Origin of the sequence: Methylomonas methanica, assembly GCF_001644035.1 — a bacterium.
In the GTDB taxonomy this organism is placed as follows: domain Bacteria; phylum Pseudomonadota; class Gammaproteobacteria; order Methylococcales; family Methylomonadaceae; genus Methylomonas; species Methylomonas methanica_A.
The window spans coordinates 1-2432 of record NZ_LUUG01000067.1 but is presented as its reverse complement, the minus strand read 5'-3'; the positions used below and the strand labels follow the sequence as shown (position 1 = coordinate 2432).

Below are 2432 nucleotides of genomic sequence, written 5' to 3'. Positions count from 1 at the left end.
CATCCATAATTTCCATCAAGTCATTGCGGGTGGCGGCATTTAAAGGTTCTAAGCCCCAGTCATCAATGATGAGCAAGTCCAGACCAGCGATGGCTTTGAGTAGTTTAGGGTAGCTGCCATCGGCTTTGGCTTGCGTCAAGGCCAGGACGAGGCGTGAAAGCCGGTAATATTTGGCGCTGTAGCCTTTCAAACACGCTTGAGAACCCAGTGCGCAGGCAATATAGGTTTTGCCGCTACCGCAAGGACCGGTCAGTAACAGGTTCTGGGCTTTTTTGATCCAGTCACATAACAGCAACGATGCCATTTGTGACTGCTGCAAACCTCTGGTGTGCTGATAATCAATATCTTTGGCCTGCGCCTTGAGTTTAAATTGTGCGGCCCGTATCAATCGATCCTGCTTCCGCTGATTTCGGTCCTGATCTTCAAAATCGACTAAAAATTGCAATCGGTCGGCAAAGGCCAAACCTTCATAGGTGCCGGGCTGTTCCAGTTGGGTTTGCAGTGCAGAGGCCATGCCGCTAAGTTTGAGCTGCCGCAGTTGTTGGAGTGTAGTTTCAATCATGTTGTGAACCTGTCTGTTGAGTTGAGTAACCATCGGGCATGGGGCATTCCCTTGAAATAAATCAAGAATAAGTCGCTGCCCATGCCCGATGGTGCAAGGGGTGATGGTTAATGAAAACTGTGGGCGCCGCGAATGTTTTCATGGTCTTGAGGCAATACTGAAAGCTGTACCGGCACGGACTCCGGTAGCTTGTCCAGGTTGCTTTGCAAAATGGCTTTGACGTTTTTCAATTTGAACAGAGAGTCTTTATTGGCAAGCGCACAGGCCTGATTCAAGCGTTCGGCGGGATAGGTGCGGCTCAGGCTCAATAATCCGAGACAGACCCGGTAGGCTTGCTCTGGATGCTCCTTGCGACGTAACTGCGCCTTGACCCAGTTAAGCACCTCAGGCCCGATTGCTTGCGCCCAGTTCATTAACCTGCCAGGCGTCCATTGCTGATGCCGGGCGTGTCGTTCCGGCATGTGCACTGGTTCTGTCGTAGTGCCGGGGTAGAACTTCCTGACATGGCTGGCGATGCGTTTACCGTGAAAATAGATCTCAACCAGCTTATCGCCGGCATGCAGTTCAACCAGTTCGCCGACACAATGGTGAGGCACCGAGTAAAGATGCTGATCGTAGATGATGTGGTAATCGATATTCACACGGGCGGCTTTGATGTCGGCGTACTGATAAGCGTATCTAGGCAACGGCGACAGCGCGGGTTGATCCAGTTGTTCAAACCACTGCTGACGGTTACCGGGCCATTGCTTGAAAGGCTTTTGATTTAAACCGGTCAATAAGCCTCGAATACACTGATTCAGCTCTGCCAGGGAGAAAAAGGTTTGATGCCGCAGTTTGGCCATGATCCAGCGTTCCACAATCTGAACGCCGACCTCGGCCTTGGCTTTATCCTTGGGTTTATAAGGCCTGGCAGGCACCACGGCGACCGCATAATGGGCGGCCAGTTGTTGATAGCTGGGATTGAGTTCAGGTTCGTAACGACAGGCCTTATTGACCCCGCTCTTTAAATTGTCCGGAATCAGCATCACCGGTGTGCCGCCGAAAAACTCAAAGGCCCGTACATGGCTGCCTAACCAATCCGGCAGACTCTGGCTCCAGGTGGCCTCGGCATAGGTGTAATTGGATGCGCCCAACACCGCCACAAAGATTTGCGCGGTGCGGATTTCGCCGCTGGATGCGCACACCACCGGCAGGGTCGGCCCGGCATAATCGATAAACAACTTTTCGCCGGCACGATGGGTTTGGCGCATCGACCTTTTTTGTTTCTTCAGCCAATCGGCATAGCGGGCGCAGAACTGCGAGTAGCTATAACAACGGTTCGGATAGTGCTGGGTATATTCTTCCCAGAGCAATTGTTTGGTGATGCCCTTTTTCTTCAACTCCATGTGGACTTCTGCCCACACAGGTTCCTGGTATTTGGATGAAGGCTTGGCGTCCGAACGAGGATAAAACTTTAAGGCTAAGGTTTGATCATCCCAATCGTCCGGCAGCGGCCAGGCGATATTCAGTTGTTCGGCCAGCTTTAAGATGTTTTGTATGCTGCCGACACTGATTTTGGTACTGGCGCTGATTTTCCGGATGCTCAATCCGGCGCTGAAACTCAGCCTAAGAACTTCTCTTAAATTTCGCATTGCTGTTCTCTTTGCTGACATATCCTTTCCAAAAAAGGGCGGAAAGGATAGTCTGATTGAATAAACAATGCGTTAGGTTAGATTCTGGCAACTTGAACAGCGATTCTGGCATGTTGAACACCAATTCTGGAAAATCCAGAAAAGTGTTCAGCTTGAAACCAGAATCAGTGTTCAACTTGAATCAGAAAAGGTGTTCAGATTGGGCCAGAATGGGTGTTCAGGTTGAGCCAGAATATGCA

At 50.7% G+C, this 2432-nt stretch carries 2 protein-coding genes; both read right to left on the bottom strand.

The genetic code is table 11. The features are described 5' to 3' along the window. The coding region (locus A1332_RS10820; RefSeq protein ID WP_064008504.1) for an ATP-binding protein at positions 1-562 on the bottom strand (562 nt) is incomplete at its 3' end. A 107-nt stretch (positions 563-669) separates the two neighbouring features. Then, entirely contained in the window at positions 670-2214 is a 1545-nt protein-coding gene (gene istA / locus A1332_RS10815; RefSeq protein WP_064008503.1) for an IS21 family transposase, read from the bottom strand. Positions 2215-2432 lie beyond the last annotated feature (218 nt).